The organism is Micromonospora sp. NPDC047812, from assembly GCF_040704175.1.
Taxonomy (GTDB): domain Bacteria; phylum Actinomycetota; class Actinomycetes; order Mycobacteriales; family Micromonosporaceae; genus Micromonospora.
Window position 1 is genome coordinate 537,597 of the sequence record NZ_JBEYRY010000003.1, and the last position, 15,012, is coordinate 552,608.

Sequence of the window (15,012 nt, forward strand, 5' to 3'; positions counted from 1 at the left end):
ATGACGCGGGCACCGCAAAACCTGTTGGCCGTCCGCCGCCTGCTGCTCGACCACCTCAACGTCGACCCCGACACCGTCCGCGGTCAGGACCTCGAACCCGCCGAGGTCGGCATCGTCGGCGATCCCGCCCACCGGGGCGGCTACCACTGCGGCTCGGACCGGGTGGTGCCCAGGGACTACTCCGTCGTCGAGTCGCCCCGGGACTCCGCCGGCCTGACCCTCGACGCGGCGGCCCTCGACGTCGGCCTCTTCGAGGTCCGCGCCGGTGGCCGTACGCACGACCTGCGCGGCTTCTCCACCTGGTGCGTGGCGCAGTGCGCCGACGGCACCCCGGACAGCCGGGACATCCGCGAGATCATCTACTCCCCGGACGGCAAGGCCGTCCGACGGTGGGACCGCCTGCGCAAACGAACGAGCGGGGACAGCTCCCACCTGTGGCACACGCACTTCAGCTTCTTCCGCGACTCCATCAAGGCGAACCGGGACCAGACCCCGCTGTTCCGCCGCTACCTGACGACCATCGGATTGATCGCACCGCCAGCAGAGGAGTCCGACATGGAACAGACCGACAGGCTCGCCTACAACACCGGGGTACCCACCCGTACGGTCGGCCAGGTCTTCGCCGACCTGGAGAACCTGCGCAACTGGCTGATCTCGCCCGTCGGGACGGCCGGTCTGCTGACCCCGCCGCTGCCGGAGTCGCCGTTGATGCTCATGCTCGCGATGGCGCGGGCCTATCCGGCCCTGGTCGCCCAGGTCAAGGCCCTGTCCGAGGGTGACTTCAGCGACGAGCAGGCGATCGTCGCCGGTGTGCTCGCCGGTCTCTCGCCGGAACAGATCGCGGAGGCGATCCCGCCCACCATCGCCCAGCAGGTCACCGACGAGCTGGCCCGCCGCCTGGCGGCCTGACCCCGCCGCGTCCGCCGCGCCGGTGCCCGCGCCCCGCCCGGCGGACCGGCGCCGGCGGCGCCCGGCCCGCCGCCGCGAGTTCGTCCAGGTCTGCCCCTGGCGGGCACGCACATGCCGGGCGGCCGGCCGCGACCGGGATTCGGCAACGGCAGTTGCGCAACAGCTGTTGCGCAACTGTCGTTGCCGATGCCAGGCTGGCGGCATGACGAAACCCGACGTACGCCACGTGACCGACTCGCGGGTGCTCGCCGCCCTGTCCCATCCGCTGCGCCGCCGGTTGATGGACGTGCTCAAGGTGCACGGCCCGTCCACCGTCGGCCTGCTCGCCGAGCGGACCGGCCAGGCGCCGGCGAACGTCAGCCACCACCTCAAGGTGCTGGCCGGCGCCGAGCTGGTCGAGGAGGCGCCCGAGCTGGCCCGCGACCGGCGGGAACGCTGGTGGCGGCTGGTCACCCGGGGCGTCCGCTGGTCCCAGTCGGACTTCGACGCCGACCCCGCCGCCCGGGCCGTCGCCGACGCCGCCACCTCGCTCAACCTGGACCGGCACGTCGCCCTCGCCCGCGCGTGGCACGCCACCGACGAGGCCAGCCAGGCCGCCTGGCCGGAGGGGCCGTTCTCCACGGACCGCTGGCTGCACCTGACCGACGCCGAACTCGCCCAACTGGCCGGCGAGCTGAACGAGGTGCTCACCCGGTGGGGCGAGCGGGACGTGCCCGACGACGGGCAGAAACGCGAGCCGGTCTTCCTGTTCGCCTACGGGATCCCGGCCACGCCGTGACGTCGCCCGCCGACGCCACCCCGCCGACCCGCACCGCCGGCGCCACGGCCGCCCCACCGGTGGGCGCCCGCCGTCCCAGCACCGATCCGGCGGTACGGCCCGCCGACCGGCCGGCGGCGCCCCGGGGAGGGTTGCTGCGGCACCGGGACTTCCGGCTGCTCTGGGCCGGGCAGACCGCCAGCGCCGTCGGCAGCAACGTCACCGCCGTGGCGCTGCCCCTGGTCGCGGTGACCGTGCTCGACGCCGGCACGTTCGGCGTCGCGGTGCTCACCGCCGCCGCCTGGCTGCCGTGGCTGCTCGTCGGCCTGCCGGCCGGCGCCTGGGTGGACCGGTTGCCGCGCCGGCCGGTGATGATCGCCTGTGACCTGGTCTCGGCGCTGCTGTTCCTCAGCGTCCCCGCCGCCGCCGTGCTCGGCGTGCTGACCGTGACGCAGCTGCTGGTGGTGGCGTTGGGCGCCGGCCTGGCCCGGGTCTTCTTCGAGACGGCCGACCAGGTCTACCTGCCCGTGCTGCTGCGCCCCGAGCAGGTGCCGGAGGGCAACGCCAAGCTCCAGGCCACCCAGACCGCGAGCTACGTGCTCGGCCCCGGTCTCGCCGGCGTGGTCGCACAGGCCGCCGGCGCCGTCACCGCGCTGGTGCTCGACGCGCTGAGCTTCCTGTTCTCCGCCGCCTGCCTGCTGCGCATCCGCGCCGTCGAGCGGCGTCCCGAGCGCGTCGGGCCCTCGCGGTCGCTGCGGCGGGAGATCGGCGAGGGGATCCGGTTCGTCGCCCGGGACCCGTACCTGCGGGTGCTCACCGCCTTCGGGGCGGCCAGCAACGTCGGCCTGGTCGGCTACCAGGCGGTCCTGGTGGTCTTCCTGGTCCGGGAGGCGCGACTCGCACCGGCCCCGGTGGGCCTGCTGGTCGCGGCGATGAGTCTCGGCGGCATCGTCGGCGCGCTGTCGGCGACCCTGCTCGGCCGTCGGCTCGGCACCGCCCGGGCCATGCTCCTGGCGGCGGCGTTCACCGGGCCGCCGGCGTTGCTGATCCCGCTCGCCGGGCCCGGCGGCCGACTGGCCCTGCCGGCGATCGGCGGGATGCTGGTCAGCCTCGGGGTGGCGGTGGGCAACGTGCTCAAGGGCAGCTTCCGGCAGACCTACACGCCGCACCACCTGCTGGGCCGCGTCACGGTGAGCATGCAGATGCTCAACTACGGCACGATCCCGCTCGCCGCGGTGCTGGCCGGGGCGGTCGGCGCGGCCCACGGGGCCGGCACCGCGATCGCGGTGATGACGGGCTGGCTCGCGCTCACCCCGGCCATTCTGCTGATCGGGCCGCTACGGCGGCGACGGGACCTGCCCGCCGCGCCGAAGCGGCCCTGAATACGCGCTGCGGCGGCGGCCGTCAGTCGGCCGCCGCCACCGGCACGGGATCTACAGCGGACGGACGTTGTCCGCCTGCGGACCCTTCTGACCCTGGGTCACCTCGAACTCGACCTTCTGGCCCTCGTTCAGCTCCCGGTAACCGCTCGACGCGATGGCCGAGTAGTGGACGAACACGTCCGGCCCTCCGCCATCCTGCTCGATGAAGCCGAAGCCCTTTTCCGAGTTGAACCACTTAACCGTGCCGGTTGCCATGCATCTCTCCCTGTTCCAAAGCGGGTGAACCTCGGTCGTCGACCGATGATCGCCCGGTGCTACCCCGAGAGTAACCGGCCGAACCCCGATCCGCTGGCCGAACTCTCGGCGCGGCGACGCGAAAGCCGGGCGGTGCGAGGTCGGCTGGGGCATGCTTGCCCCGATGAGGGGTGCCACAGCCGACGCGCTGACCGAGATCGAGCGGGAGATCGACGCTCCCGGCGGCGGGCTGGACCGGCTCCGGCTGGTGCGGATCCCGTTCGTCCCCGAGGTCCGGTTGCACCTGGCCGAGGACGCCATCGTGTGGTGGGCCCGGATGGAGGCGCAGGCCGGACACGCCCTGCCCGCGCCGTACTGGGCCTCGGTCTGGGCCGGTGGACAGGCCCTCGCGCGCCACCTGCTCGACCACCCCGACCTCGCGGCCGGCCGCCGGGTGCTCGACCTCGCCGCCGGGTCCGGCCTGGTGGCGATCGCCGCCGCGCTCGCCGGCGCCGAGCGGGTGGTCGCGAACGACATCGACCCGTACGCGGTCGCGGCGGTCACCGTCAACGCCCGGGTGAACGGTGTGACGGTCGCGACCACCGGCGGCGATCTGCTCGACTCCGACCTCGACGGGGTGGACCTGCTGGTGGCCGGGGACGTGCTCTACGACGCGACGATGGCGGCGCGGGTGCTGCCCTTCCTGCGACGGGCCGCCGCCGCGGGCGCCGACGTGCTGGTGGGCGACCCCGGACGGGGCCACCTGCCACCGGGCGTGCTGGCGACGGTGGCGAGCTACCCGGTGCCGACCACCGAGCCAGCCGTCGACTCGACCGTGCGCCGGGTGCAGGTGCTGCGCCCCCAATGACCCACGGGCTCTCAGGGTCGACCCCGAGCCCGATACCAGGGGGCGGTGGGGGATCGGACCCGATGTCCCGGTTGGCCGGGCGGCCATAGCGTACGGGCATGGCGGATTGGCTGACCCAGCTCGGAGAGCTCCCCACCACCCTGCTCATGGGGGTGCTCGGGGTGGTGATGCTCTTCGACGCCGTACCGCTGCTCGGGGTGCTGGTCCCCGGCGACGTGGCGATCCTGGCCGCGATGGGGGTCGGCGGCCCGACCACCGGGGCCGCCACCTTCGCCGTCGTGGTGGCCGGCTGCCTCGCCGGCTGGTCGCTGAGCTTCCTCGCCGGCCGCCGGTACGGCGAACGCCTGCGGCGCAGCCGCCTCGGCGACTGGATCGGCGAGGCGCGCTGGGCGGCGGCGGAGGGGATCCTCCAGCGCGGCGGCGGCCGGATGGTGCTGGTCGCGCCCTTCCTGCCGGTGTTCAACGCGCTGCTGCCGCTGGCGGCGGGCGGGCTGCGGATGTCGTACCCGCGCTTCCTCGGCTGCGCGACGCTCGGCGCGGCGGCATGGGCCGGTCTCTACCTGGTGCTGGGCACCGCGTCGCGGTCGCTCGCCGGGCTGCTGCCGGGGGAGTCCAGCCCGATGCTGGTCACCATGACGGTCGGCCTGCTGCTGGCGGGCGCGGTGCTGATGGGCACGCGGCGCCGGCTGCGCGCGGTCACCGGGGCCTGACCCCGCGTCGGACCGGGGCACGGGGGATCGGGGAGTCGACGGGGGAACGGGGGACCGACGGGGGGAGCGGGGCCGGGCGCGGATCGCGCCCGGCCCCGCTGAGGTTCACCAGCCGCGGGCGCGCCACTGGGGCAGCGCGGGACGTTCCGCGCCGAGCGTGCTGTCCTTGCCGTGACCCGGGTAGAACCAGGTCTCGTCGGGCAGCCGGTCGAAGAGCTTGTGCTCGACGTCGTCGATGAGCGCGGAGAACCGCTCCGGATCCTTGTCGGTGTTGCCGACCCCGCCGGGGAAGAGGCTGTCGCCGGTGAACAGGTGCGGCGACCCCGCCGGGTCGCGGTAGAGCAGCGCGATCGAGCCGGGGGTGTGGCCCTTGACGTGGATCACCTCCAGCGCACACTCGCCCACCGGCACGCTGTCGCCGTCGGCGAGCGTCTCGGCCTCGATCGGCAGCCCGGCCGCGTCGTCGGCGTGCACCAGCGGGCGGGCGCCGGTCTTGGCGACCACCTCCTCCAGCGCCACCCAGTGGTCCATGTGCTGGTGGGTGGTGACCACCGTCGCCAGCCCGGCCTCGCCCACCAGCTCGAGCAGCCGGGGCGCCTCGTTGGCGGCGTCGATCAGCACCTGCTCGCCGGTGGCCCGGCAGCGCAGCAGGTAGGCGTTGTTGTCCATCGGGCCCACCGACACCTTCGTGATGGTGAGCCCGTCGAGCTCGCGTACGGCCGGCGCGCCGCCGGGCGTGACGTCTCCGCTGTAGGTCATGAGGTCGTCTATATCCATTCCGGTGGTTGCGGCAGGGGGCCGTCGGGGGTGACGGTCAGCACGGTGCCCGGGCTGCGGCCGATCAGCCAGGCGGCGAGTTCGGGGGCGGCGCCGGTGACCGTGGGCGCGGCGCTCCGGTCGCCGACGACCAGTTCGTGCCGGCTGCCGTCGAAGCGCAGCACCATCGGCGGCACGTCGGCGCGGTCGGCGAGGTCGCCGACCACCTCGTGCAGCAGCCGGTGGCCGAACGCCTCGGGCCAGTCGGCGGGCCGGTAGCCGGCGTCGAGGTCCACGTGGTGCACCTCGATCTCGCGCAGCCGGCCCCAGACCAGCATGGCCGCCGGCCAGGGGCCGCGCCGCGTCTGGACGGTGGCCGCCCACGCCTCGACCGGCATCGCGGCGACCGCCTCGGCGAACCGGTCGGCCGAACGGCGCAGGTCGTCCAGGTGGGCGTCGGGCGGGCGGGCGGCACCGGCGTCGATGTCGGCGTCCCGGGCCGCCGCGGAGGCGTACATCGGGATCGGCTCGCCGGTGCGGGCCGCGGTGAGCAGGTTGACGAAGCCGTCGGCGTTGCGGGCCAGATGAGCCAGGACGTGCCCCCGGCTCCAGGCTGGCAGCAGCGAGGCGGCGGCGAGGCCCGTGTCGTCGAGGGAGGCCGCGGTCCGTAGCAGGCGGTCCGTGGCCGCGTCCACCTCGCCCGTCAGCAGAAGCGGATCCATTGTCACCCACCGACCCTATCCGCCGGGGGACGCCGCGTCGCCGGGGAAATCGCTTTCGGCGCGTCGCGGCGCGTCCTACCGTCGGCGTGGAACGCGGCACCGGACGGCGGGGGAGGTGGTGACCATGCCGGTAGCAGCACGCGTGCGTCAACCACTGCGACACCGATGAGGATGCCATGACCATCGATCTGACCGCCCTCGGCTGGGATGCCGAGCGGGCGGCACACGTACCGCGACGCGCCGGGCACCGACCGGGCCGGGTGGCCCGGGTGGACCGCGGCGTCTGCACCGTGCTCTGCGCGGACGGCCCGGTCCGCGCCACCCTGGGCGGGGCGGTCCTGGCCGCCGCCGCCCGCGACCTGACCCGCCTGCCCTGCGCGGGCGACTGGGTGCTGCTGGGCACCTGGCCCGACCGCAACGTCACCGTGGAGGCGGTGCTGCCGAGGCGCACCGCCCTCGTCCGGCGGACCGCCGGCAAGGACGCCAGCGGCCAGGTGCTGGCCGCCAACCTCGACGCCGCCGCCGTGGTGGAGCCGGTGCACCCCGAACCGGACGTCGGCCGGATCGAACGGCTGCTCTCCCTGGCGCACGAGTCCGGCGCCCGGCCGCTGGTCGTGCTCACCAAGGCCGACCTGGCGGCCGACCCGCAGGCCGTCGCGCGCCAGCTCGCCGGGATCGCCCCGGGGGTGCCGGTGCTGGCCGTCAGCGCCGAGCACGGCACCGGGCTCGACCCGCTGCGCGCCGAGGTGGCGCCCGGCCGCACGCTCGGCCTGCTCGGCCCGTCCGGCGCGGGCAAGTCGAGCCTGGTCAACGCGCTGGCCGGGGCGGCGCTGATGCCGACGCAGGCGATCCGGCGCGTCGACGGCAAGGGCCGGCACACCACCACCTGGCGGGCCCTGCTCCCGGTGCCCGGCGGCGGCGCCGTGCTGGACACCCCGGGGGTACGCGCGGTCGGCCTGCTCGACGGCTCGGCGGGGCTGGACCGGGCGTTCGCGGACATCGCCGAGCTGGCCACCGGCTGCCGGTACGCCGACTGCGGGCACGACGGGGAGCCCGCCTGCGCGGTGCGCGAGGCGCTGGAGACCGGCGAACTGCCGGCGCGGCGCTGGGAGAGCTGGCGGCGGTTGCAGCGGGAGGTGGCGTACGAGAGCCGGCGGCGGGAGACGCGGCTGGCCGCGGAGCGGCGCGGCGGCTGGCGCTCCGGGCGGCGGCGGGCCGCCCGCCCCTGACGGGCGTACGCGCGGGCGGGGCCGGTCGACGACCGGCCCCGCCCGTTTCCTCGGGGGCGGCGGACCGCTTCCTCGGTCACGGCGGACTGTTCCCTCGAACGCGGCGCGCCGGTTCCTCGGCACGGCGGACCGGGCTGAGCTGGGGGAATGTGCCGGCGAGGGAAGTTGTCGTACCTCGGGGCTAGAGTTGCCGAGGCGCCTTTCTGCGCGCCCACAACCACTCAAACAACCGCTCAGACCAGCCTTGGAGCGGACAATTCCTCTTCATCTTCTTCACCCGGGAGTACACGGACAGTGGCCGACCGACTGATCATCCGTGGCGCGCGCGAGCACAACCTGCGTGACGTCAGTCTCGACCTGCCCCGGGACGCCCTGATCGTGTTCACGGGGCTCTCCGGGTCGGGCAAGTCGAGCCTGGCCTTCGACACGATCTTCGCCGAGGGGCAGCGCCGCTACGTGGAGTCGCTGTCGTCGTACGCGCGGCAGTTCCTCGGCCAGATGGACAAGCCGGACGTCGACTTCATCGAGGGCCTGAGCCCGGCGGTCTCCATCGACCAGAAGTCCACCTCGCGCAACCCGCGCTCGACGGTGGGCACCATCACCGAGGTCTACGACTACCTCCGGCTGCTCTTCGCCCGCATCGGCGAGCCGCACTGCCCGGTCTGCGGCGAGCGGATCTCCCGGCAGACCCCGCAGCAGATCGTCGACCGGGTCCTCGCGATGGCCGAGGGCACCAAGTTCATGGTGCTCTCGCCCGTGGTGCGCGGCCGCAAGGGCGAATACGTCGACCTCTTCGCCGAGCTCCAGGCCAAGGGCTACGCCCGGGCCCGGGTCGACGGCGTGGTGCACCCGCTCACCGAGCCGCCGAAGCTCAAGAAGCAGGAGAAGCACACCATCGAGGTGGTGATCGACCGGCTCACGGTCAAGCCGAGCGCCAAGCAGCGGCTGACCGACTCGGTCGAGGCCGCCCTGGGCCTGTCCAACGGCCTGGTCCTGCTCGACTTCGTCGACCTGCCGGAGGACGACCCGGAGCGCGAGCGGCGCTACTCCGAGCACCTGGCCTGCCCCAACGACCACCCGCTCGCGATCGAGGACCTGGAGCCCCGGGTCTTCTCCTTCAACGCGCCCTACGGCGCGTGCCCCGAGTGCACCGGCCTCGGCACCAAGAAGGAGGTCGACCCGGAGCTGGTCGTCCCCGACCCGGAGCGCACCCTGCGCGAGGGCGCGGTCCAGCCCTGGTCGACCGGGCACAACCTGGAATACTTCCTGCGCCTGCTGGAGGCCCTCGGCGCGGCCGAGCACTTCGACGTCGACACGCCGTGGCGGGCCCTGCCGTCGCGGGCGCAGAAGACGATCCTGCACGGCTCCGACGACCAGGTGCACGTGCGCTACCGCAACAAGTTCGGCCGCGAGCGCTCCTACTACACCGGCTTCGAGGGCGTGGTGCAGTGGATTGAGCGCCGGCACACCGACACCGAGTCGGAGTGGTCGCGCGAGAAGTACGAGGGCTACATGCGCGACGTGCCCTGCGCGGCCTGCGGGGGCGCCCGGCTCAAGCCCGAGGTGCTCGCGGTCACCCTGGCCGGCAAGAGCATCGCGGAGGTCTGCAACCTATCCGTCGGCGAGGCCGCCGACCTGCTCGCCGGCATCGAGCTGACCGACCGGCAGAAGATGATCGCCGAGCGGGTGCTCAAGGAGATCAACGCCCGGCTGAAGTTCCTGCTCGACGTCGGTCTCGACTACCTGTCCCTGGACCGCCCGGCCGGCACCCTCTCCGGCGGCGAGGCGCAGCGCATCCGGCTGGCCACCCAGATCGGCTCCGGCCTGGTCGGCGTGCTCTACGTCCTCGACGAGCCGTCGATCGGGCTGCACCAGCGCGACAACCACCGGCTGATCGAGACCCTGGTCCGGCTGCGTGGCCTGGGCAACACGCTGATCGTCGTCGAGCACGACGAGGACACGATCCGCACCGCCGACTGGATCGTCGACATCGGCCCGGGCGCGGGCGAGCACGGCGGCAAGATCGTGCACAGCGGCTCGGTGCCGGCGCTGCTGGAGAACCCGGAGTCGGTGACCGGGGCCTACCTGTCGGGCCGCCGGTCGATCCCGACGCCGAGGGGGCGCCGTCCGCAGACCCCGGAGCGGGAGCTGGTGGTGCACGGCGCGCGCGAGCACAACCTGCGCAACCTGACCGTCTCGTTCCCGCTCGGCCAGCTCATCGCCGTCACCGGGGTCAGCGGCTCCGGCAAGTCGACGCTGGTCAACGACATCCTCTACGCGGTGCTGGCCAACCAGATCAACGGGGCCCGGCTGGTCCCCGGCCGGCACACCCGGGTCTCCGGGCTGGAGCACGTCGACAAGGTGGTCGGCGTCGACCAGTCGCCGATCGGCCGCACGCCGCGGTCCAACCCGGCCACCTACACCGGGGTCTGGGACCACGTCCGCAAGCTCTTCGCCGAGACCACCGAGGCCAAGGTCCGGGGGTACGGCCCCGGCCGGTTCTCGTTCAACGTCAAGGGCGGCCGCTGCGAGGCGTGCTCCGGCGACGGCACCATCAAGATCGAGATGAACTTCCTGCCCGACGTGTACGTCCCGTGCGAGGTCTGCAAGGGCGCCCGCTACAACCGGGAGACCCTGGAGGTGCACTACAAGGGCAAGACCGTCTCCGACGTGCTGGAGATGCCGATCGAGGAGGCGGCCGAGTTCTTCTCCGCCATCCCGGCCATCCACCGGCACCTCAAGACGCTGGTCGACGTCGGCCTCGGCTACGTCCGGCTCGGCCAGCCCGCGCCCACGCTCTCCGGCGGCGAGGCGCAGCGGGTCAAGCTCGCCTCCGAGTTGCAGAAGCGCTCGACCGGGCGGACGGTCTACGTCCTCGACGAGCCGACCACCGGCCTGCACTTCGAGGACATCCGCAAGCTGCTGATGGTGCTCGAAGGGCTGGTCGACAAGGGCAACACGGTGATCACCATCGAGCACAACCTCGACGTGATCAAGACGGCCGACTGGCTGATCGACATGGGCCCCGAGGGCGGCCACCGGGGCGGCACGGTGCTCGCCACCGGCACCCCCGAGGAGGTCGCCGAGGTGCCCGGCAGCCACACCGGCCACTTCCTGCGGCAGGCGCTCAGGCTCGACGGCGAGGCGAAGGGCGCGGCGGCGGCCACCTCCCGGGCGGCCAAGGCCAACGGCACCAGGCCCCGCGCCCGCAAGGTGCCGGCCGGGGCGCGCTGACGGCGCGCCTCCCGACCGCAGGTACGGACCGTGGGGCCGTCCGGGCGGGCCCCACGCCCGCCGGGACGGCCCCACGCTCGCCGATCGGGTGAACCGTCGGGCAGAGTGATCCGTGTACCCGAGTGCGGCCGCGGATCATGACCAGGCGGCGGCAGCCGAGAGAAGGGCGAGGCATGAGTGACGATCAGGGGCTGACCGGGCCGGCGACGCGGACGCGACGCGCCCTTCTCACGGGCGCGGGCGCGGTCGGCGCGGCGGTGGTCCTGGCCGCCTGCGGCAGCGACGACTCCGGCGACGGGGCGGCCCCGACCAGCGGCGGCCCGCCGGTGCCCAGCACCGGGGACGCCGGCGGCGGTGACCGCGAGGGCGCGCAGTCGCTGGCCCGTACGGCCGACATCCCGGTCGGCGGCGGCGCCGTCTATCCCGCCCAGGGCGTGGTGATCACCCAGCCGCGCGAGGGCGAGTTCAAGGCGTTCGACTCGATCTGCACCCACCAGGGCTGTCCGGTGACGAACGTCGACGGCGGCACCATCAACTGCACCTGCCACTTCAGCAAGTTCTCGATCGAGGACGGCTCGGTGAAGGGCGGCCCGGCCACCAAGCCGCTCCCGCCGAAGAACGTCAAGGTCACCGGCGACCAGATCTCGCTGGCCTGACCGGTCCGGCGCGGCCGGCGGCCCGACCCGGGCCGCCGGCCCCGCTCAGTCCGCGGCGGCGCCCACGTCGACCGCCGGCCGCTCGCCCGTCGGCGGCGGCTCCCGCAGGGCGGCCGGCGGCAGGCTCCGCTCCAACAGCAGGACGCCGGCGACGCCGACGGCGTTGAGCAGCGCCAGCGCCAGCCAGGGCGCGGCGGTGTCGACCTCGTACAGGGTGCCGAAGAAGGCCGGCGCGACCATCGAGGCGATGGCGAAGGAGTACTGGAAGGCCGCGAGGTAGCGGCCCCGGGCGGCGACCGGGGCGGCGGCCGCGGCCAGCGCGGCGGAGGCCGGCGCGTGCACCAGTTCCGCGACGGTGAACAGCAGCGTCGCCGCGACCAGCAGCGCGGCCACCACGCCGAGGCGCCCCGGGCCGAGGGTTGCCATGGCGAGGCCCCAGACCGTCCACAGGGCGGCGGCCAGCGCGACCGCACGGGTGCGGCGGTGGTGCGGCAGGCGGGCGCCGACGGGCGCGGACAGCAGGGCGACGAGGAACGCGTTGCCGGCCAGGACGGCGGAGGTCAGCCACGCGGGGCCCCGCAGGTCCGTGAGCATCATCGTGGGCAGGGCCAAGCCGAGCATCATGCTGCTCAGCGCGAAGACCGTGTTCAGGCCGATGAGGGCGAGGAACGGGCGGTCCCGGACCAGCGCGGCGTACCCGCCCCGCCCGGATCCCGCCGGGCGGTCGGTGGCCGGCGGGATCCGCACGCAGACGGCGATGAGCACCGCGGCGAGGGCGAAGCAGGCCGCCGCCGCGTAGGCCACCGCGCGGTAGGTGGCGGCCCGCCCGTCGGCCACCACCACGCCCGTGGTCAGGCCCCCCACCGCCAGCCCGGCGGTACGGGCGCCGTTGCTGATCGCGTACCAGGTGTCCCGGGCCCAGCCGCCCGGGCTGCCGTCGGCGTAGTCGGCGACCGCCGTGAAGACGGCGGACCAGAAGAACCGCACGCCGACGGCGACCAGCGCCGCCGCCACGAAGACGCCGACGGGCCCTCCCACCCAGGCGTACGCCAGATAGCCGGCGGCCTGGAGCAGCTGGGAGGCGACGACCACCGGCAGCGCCCCGAACCGGTCCGCCAGCGATCCCGCCCACAGCGGCACCGGCAGGGTGAGCACGGTCGCCGCGCTGAGCAGCACCCCGAGCAGCGCCAGGGGCACGTCGGTGAGCCGCAGGAAGTACACCAGCGACAGGGGCAGGAACAGCCCGTTGCCGACCGAGTCGACGGTGAGCGCCGCCACGAGGACGGCACCCCCTCGGCTGTGTCCCGCGGGGTTCGCGCCCATGTCCCCGTACCCCCTCGCGTCGCCTCCGCCAGGGGCGGATGTTAGCGGGGAGCGTTTCCGGCGGCACCGCAGTTTCGGGCCGCCGGAGGTTCGCCCCCCGGCCCGGGACGGCCGGCACGACCGGGGCGTGGCACGGCGGGCGGGCCGGGCGGGGACGCGCCGTCCCGGGAGCTGTCGGGGGAGCGGACTACGCTTGCTGCCGTGGCTGACCCCTCGACCTACCGTCCCGCGCCCGGCACCATCCCGGAGTCACCGGGGGTCTACCGGTTCCGCGACGGCACCGGCCGGGTGATCTACGTCGGCAAGGCGAAGAACCTGCGCAGCCGGCTCAACTCCTACTTCGCCGACCTGTGGGGCCTGCACCAGCGCACCCAGCAGATGGTCACCACCGCCGAGTCGGTGGACTGGGTCACCGTCGGCACCGAGGTCGAGGCGCTCCAGCTCGAATACACGTGGATCAAGCAGTACGACCCGCGTTTCAACGTCCGCTACCGCGACGACAAGTCCTACCCCTACCTCGCGGTCACCCTGGACGAGGAGTTCCCCCGGTTGCAGGTGATGCGGGGCGCCAAGCGCAAGGGGGTGCGCTACTTCGGGCCCTACTCGCACGCCTGGGCGATCCGCGAGACGCTCGACCTGCTGCTGCGGGTCTTTCCCGCGCGCACCTGCTCGGCCGGGGTGTTCAAGCGCGCCGGCCAGGTGGGCCGCCCCTGTCTGCTGGGTTACATCGGCAAGTGCGCGGCCCCCTGCGTCGGCAGCGTCACCCCCGAGCGGCACCGGGAGATCGTCGACGGTTTCTGCGACTTCATGGGTGGCCGCACCGACACGATGGTGCGCCGGCTCGAACGGGAGATGACCGAGGCCAGCGAGCAGTTGGAGTTCGAGCGGGCGGCCCGGTTGCGCGACGACGTGGCCGCGCTGCGCCGGGCGATGGAGAAGCAGACCGTCGTGCTCGGCGACGGCACCGACGCCGACGTGGTCGCGTTCGCCGACGACCCCCTCGAAGCGGCCGTCCAGGTCTTCCACGTGCGCGACGGCCGGGTCCGTGGTCAGCGCGGCTGGGTGGTGGAGAAGACCGAGGAGCTGAGCACGGGCGACCTGGTGCACCACTTCTGCACCCAGGTCTACGGCGGCGAGCAGGGCGAGGCCGACGTGCCCCGCGAGCTGCTCGTGCCGGCGCTGCCCGCCGACGCCGACGCGCTGGCCGACTGGCTCTCCGGTCACCGGGGCAGCCGGGTGAGCCTGCGGGTGCCGCAGCGCGGCGACAAGCGGTCCCTGCTGGAGACCGTCGAGCGCAACGCCAAGGACGCCCTCGCCCGGCACAAGCTGCGCCGGGCCGGCGACCTGACCACCCGCAGCAAGGCGCTCGACGAGATCACCGAGGCGCTCGACATGCGCACCTCGCCGCTGCGCATCGAGTGTTTCGACATCTCCCAGATGCAGGGCACCGACGTGGTGGCGAGCATGGTCGTCTTCGAGGACGGGCTGCCCCGCAAGAGCGAATACCGGCGCTTCATCATCCGGGGCGCCACCGACGACCTCTCCGCCATGTCCGAGGTGCTGCGCCGCCGCTTCGCCCGCTACCTCGACGCCCGCGCCGAGACCGGCGAGGCGGGTGTCGAGCCGGCCGACGATCCCGTCGCCCCGGCCGGGCAGCCCGCGCCGAGCGAGCCCCACCAGCCCGGCGGGTCCGACGAGCGCACCGTCGGCACCCTGATCGACCCGACCACCGGGCGCCCGCGCAGGTTCGCGTACCCGCCACAGCTGGTGGTGGTCGACGGCGGCGCGCCGCAGGTCGCGGCGGCGGCGCAGGCCCTGGCGGAGCTGGGCGTCGACGACGTGGCGCTCTGCGGCCTGGCCAAGCGGCTGGAGGAGGTCTGGCTGCCCGACGACGAGTTCCCGGTCATCCTGCCGCGCACCTCCGAGGGGCTCTACCTGCTGCAACGGGTGCGCGACGAGGCGCACCGCTTTGCCATCACCTTCCACCGGCAGCGGCGCTCCAAGCGGATGACCGAGTCGGCGCTGGACAGGGTGCCCGGCCTCGGGGAGGTGCGGCGCAAGGCGCTGCTGCGGCACTTCGGCTCGCTCAAGCGGCTCTCCGCGGCCACCGTGGAGGAGATCACCGAGGTGCCCGGCGTGGGCCGGCGCACCGCCGAGGCGATCCTCGCCGCGCTGGGCGGCGAGGCGAAGACCCCGGCCGGGGAGTGACCACGCCGCCGTCGGCGGCGCGTC

The 15,012-nt window shown here is 74.2% G+C and carries 13 protein-coding genes; 9 read left to right on the forward strand and 4 right to left on the reverse strand.

Annotation, left to right across the window (positions count from 1 at the left end; genetic code table 11):
• The 3 genes from AB0883_RS17510 (at nucleotide 1) to AB0883_RS17520 (ending at nucleotide 3,048) form a co-directional block, all read left to right on the forward strand.
• The gene (locus AB0883_RS17510; RefSeq protein ID WP_366642157.1) at nucleotides 1–909 is read left to right on the forward strand and encodes a hypothetical protein; all 909 of its coding nucleotides are present in this window, start codon (nucleotides 1–3) and stop codon (nucleotides 907–909) included.
• A gap of 202 nt (nucleotides 910–1,111) precedes the next feature.
• Nucleotides 1,112–1,687: a metalloregulator ArsR/SmtB family transcription factor gene (locus tag AB0883_RS17515; protein ID WP_366642158.1), complete on the forward strand. Its 576-nt coding sequence runs from the start codon at nucleotides 1,112–1,114 to the stop codon at nucleotides 1,685–1,687.
• Complete coding sequence (locus tag AB0883_RS17520; RefSeq protein WP_366642159.1) at nucleotides 1,684–3,048, forward strand: MFS transporter; 1,365 nt, start codon at nucleotides 1,684–1,686, stop codon at nucleotides 3,046–3,048. The genes AB0883_RS17515 and AB0883_RS17520 overlap by 4 nt, the downstream gene beginning before the upstream one ends.
• A 51-nt stretch (nucleotides 3,049–3,099) precedes the next feature.
• On the opposite strand, the gene AB0883_RS17525 is transcribed toward AB0883_RS17520, so the two are convergent.
• Nucleotides 3,100–3,303, reverse strand: coding sequence for a cold-shock protein (locus AB0883_RS17525; protein ID WP_088961229.1), 204 nt, complete (start codon nucleotides 3,301–3,303; stop codon nucleotides 3,100–3,102).
• A 163-nt stretch (nucleotides 3,304–3,466) separates the two neighbouring features.
• On the opposite strand from AB0883_RS17525, the gene AB0883_RS17530 reads away from it, so the two are divergent.
• Nucleotides 3,467–4,150, forward strand: a complete 684-nt coding sequence (locus tag AB0883_RS17530) for a 50S ribosomal protein L11 methyltransferase (protein WP_366642161.1) — start codon at nucleotides 3,467–3,469, stop codon at nucleotides 4,148–4,150.
• Nucleotides 4,151–4,248: 98 nt separating this feature from the next.
• Nucleotides 4,249–4,860: a VTT domain-containing protein gene (locus tag AB0883_RS17535; protein ID WP_366642162.1), complete on the forward strand. Its 612-nt coding sequence runs from the start codon at nucleotides 4,249–4,251 to the stop codon at nucleotides 4,858–4,860.
• A 105-nt stretch (nucleotides 4,861–4,965) separates the two neighbouring features.
• On the opposite strand, the gene AB0883_RS17540 is transcribed toward AB0883_RS17535, so the two are convergent.
• Complete coding sequence (locus tag AB0883_RS17540) at nucleotides 4,966–5,619, reverse strand: MBL fold metallo-hydrolase (protein WP_366642163.1); 654 nt, start codon at nucleotides 5,617–5,619, stop codon at nucleotides 4,966–4,968.
• Nucleotides 5,620–5,627: 8 nt separating this feature from the next.
• Nucleotides 5,628–6,344 carry a maleylpyruvate isomerase family mycothiol-dependent enzyme gene (locus tag AB0883_RS17545; protein ID WP_366642164.1) on the reverse strand — a complete coding sequence of 239 codons (717 nt, stop codon included), beginning with the start codon at nucleotides 6,342–6,344 and terminating at the stop codon, nucleotides 5,628–5,630.
• 170 nt (nucleotides 6,345–6,514) lie between these two features.
• Here AB0883_RS17545 and rsgA point away from each other — a divergent pair, with 170 nt between their 5' ends.
• The 3 genes from rsgA to AB0883_RS17560 all read left to right on the forward strand — a co-directional run bounded on the left by rsgA (nucleotide 6,515) and on the right by AB0883_RS17560 (nucleotide 11,457).
• Nucleotides 6,515–7,567 carry a ribosome small subunit-dependent GTPase A gene (rsgA, locus tag AB0883_RS17550; protein WP_366642165.1) on the forward strand — a complete coding sequence of 351 codons (1,053 nt, stop codon included), beginning with the start codon at nucleotides 6,515–6,517 and terminating at the stop codon, nucleotides 7,565–7,567.
• Nucleotides 7,568–7,861: 294 nt separating this feature from the next.
• Nucleotides 7,862–10,801: an excinuclease ABC subunit UvrA gene (gene uvrA, locus AB0883_RS17555; RefSeq protein ID WP_366642166.1), complete on the forward strand. Its 2,940-nt coding sequence runs from the start codon at nucleotides 7,862–7,864 to the stop codon at nucleotides 10,799–10,801.
• 173 nt (nucleotides 10,802–10,974) lie between these two features.
• Nucleotides 10,975–11,457, forward strand: coding sequence for a Rieske (2Fe-2S) protein (locus AB0883_RS17560; protein ID WP_366642168.1), 483 nt, complete (start codon nucleotides 10,975–10,977; stop codon nucleotides 11,455–11,457).
• Between the two features lie 45 nt (nucleotides 11,458–11,502).
• Here the strand turns inward: AB0883_RS17560 and AB0883_RS17565 are convergent, their stop codons facing one another.
• Complete coding sequence (locus AB0883_RS17565; RefSeq protein WP_366642169.1) at nucleotides 11,503–12,780, reverse strand: MFS transporter; 1,278 nt, start codon at nucleotides 12,778–12,780, stop codon at nucleotides 11,503–11,505.
• A gap of 201 nt (nucleotides 12,781–12,981) precedes the next feature.
• Between AB0883_RS17565 and uvrC the strand changes: the two genes are divergently transcribed.
• The gene (uvrC, locus tag AB0883_RS17570; protein WP_366642170.1) at nucleotides 12,982–14,988 is read left to right on the forward strand and encodes an excinuclease ABC subunit UvrC; all 2,007 of its coding nucleotides are present in this window, start codon (nucleotides 12,982–12,984) and stop codon (nucleotides 14,986–14,988) included.
• Nucleotides 14,989–15,012 lie beyond the last annotated feature (24 nt).